The 1,470-nt window shown below is 40.2% G+C and carries 4 protein-coding genes; all 4 read right to left on the bottom strand.

The window, feature by feature from the left end; translation table 11 throughout:
* Nucleotides 1–346 precede the first annotated feature (346 nt).
* The gene (locus IYN85_RS25565; RefSeq protein WP_196161816.1) at nt 347–508 is read right to left on the bottom strand and encodes a hypothetical protein; all 162 of its coding nucleotides are present in this window, start codon (nt 506–508) and stop codon (nt 347–349) included.
* Between the two features lie 12 nt (nt 509–520).
* Nucleotides 521–760: a hypothetical protein gene (locus IYN85_RS25560; RefSeq protein WP_196161815.1), complete on the bottom strand. Its 240-nt coding sequence runs from the start codon at nt 758–760 to the stop codon at nt 521–523.
* Nucleotides 761–780: 20 nt separating this feature from the next.
* Nucleotides 781–1,251 (bottom strand): hypothetical protein, encoded by a 471-nt coding sequence (locus IYN85_RS25555; RefSeq protein ID WP_196161814.1) that lies wholly within the window; start codon nt 1,249–1,251, stop codon nt 781–783.
* 13 nt (nt 1,252–1,264) lie between these two features.
* Nucleotides 1,265–1,470: hypothetical protein (locus IYN85_RS25550; protein WP_230390985.1), on the bottom strand; the 206-nt coding region annotated here is incomplete at its 5' end.

Below are 1,470 nucleotides of genomic sequence, written 5' to 3'. Positions count from 1 at the left end.
TTAATAAGTCCTTCACTCAATGCTTTATCTATTACCGGCCTAACATCAAAAGGATCTTCGTTTATCGTCTTAGCTAATACGCCCAGCGTATGCGGCGGACTCTTCTTAATTGCAGCTAGACTTTTTTTTAAAATCACACTCACGATTTCTCCTTAAGTTATCCAGTGTCAATATTTCTTGTATTCGAGTTGTGACCGCAACTATCACAAGGCTCTGAATGCTGACCTTAGCCTTGATGTGAACAGACATTGCACGGGAAGCCAAATCCGTTCCGAATTACTTTATAGTCAACTTCGAATTTATCAGAAGCTATTACATATTCATTTAGAGCCATGCGATTTTTCCTTTAGGACTTTGGTGTTGGTAGCCATTTGATGGCCAACCACGACAATGGAGCAACTACCATCATCGCCAAGTAGTTATTTGGCTCTTCTAGCCAAAATATTACAAACACACCGACCACAACAAAAAATACGGCAACGATGATAACTAATGCAATGTGCTTCACGACATTTCCCTCTTATTTCCACTCAATGAGGCTTAAAGAAGCCCATGTACCAAACCCGAGCGCTGAAAAGAACACAATTGAGGAAATGAACAACTCTGATTGTAGGGCTCCCCATTCAATCAAGGAACCGCTACCACCAAAAATTACTGCTATGTTCCATGCAGTTGAAATAACGAAGAGAGCAATAACTGGGATTGCGGCAACAAGAACCCCTACGAAAAAAGACCTTACATAGTTATTAGTTATCTGCATCGTTTTTCCTACACTAATTACTAGTGGCCGCTACCATGTGGCACTATGAGATTACCATCCTCGTCGAACTCATTTAGGGTGTTCGAAATATATCCCAGCAACCATTCTGATAAAACCGGCACTAATACCAATATTTTCTCGTCACCAGAACTCTGAAACCTAAATGCTAACTCTATGTCATGGGATCTTTTCACTACGCCAGACACACCTGTAACCACACTTGAAACCGGAGGTTGCTCTACATCATCTTGAGTTAATCCGGGTTCATTGCTCTTTAGAATTAACTTATGTGCATCGGCATCGTACGAAACCTTACGTACCGTAAGATACTGAATGTATTCCGTAAGTGCCTGCAATAACCTTACAATCTGATCTCTACCAAAAGAACAGAGCAACGTACTTTTATCGTCAAAAACAAATTTGATAATTATAGCTGTGAACTTACCTTTTACTAAAGTTGATCCAATCGAAAAGCTACTTATGGTTGCCATGACATTTGTCCCCTTAGATTTTTTTGTAGTCTGTCATAAAGGACATTCCACCCATTAAAGCTTGCGATACAGGTCCTTCAATTCCACGAACACAAACCAAACCATTCTTAACTTGTGTGACACGTACAACGCTACGGGGATCTTTCTTTGACTGGTACCGTCCTGGAAAGATTTCGTTCTCTTGTTGTTGAAGAATTGAAGCCATCAATTTTTCCTTTA

Source organism: Reinekea sp. G2M2-21 (genome assembly GCF_015687175.1).
In the GTDB taxonomy this organism is placed as follows: Bacteria; Pseudomonadota; Gammaproteobacteria; order Pseudomonadales; family Natronospirillaceae; genus Reinekea.
Note: the sequence above shows the minus strand (reverse complement) of the source record. Positions and strands in the feature narration are given on the sequence as shown.

What these genes read in the sequence shown, in the direction of transcription:
- IYN85_RS25560 (WP_196161815.1), bottom strand. Translation starts at nt 760, where the DNA reads ATGCAGATAACTAATAACTATGTAAGGTCTTTTTTCGTAGGGGTTCTT.
- IYN85_RS25555 (WP_196161814.1), bottom strand. Translation starts at nt 1,251, where the DNA reads ATGGCAACCATAAGTAGCTTTTCGATTGGATCAACTTTAGTAAAAGGT.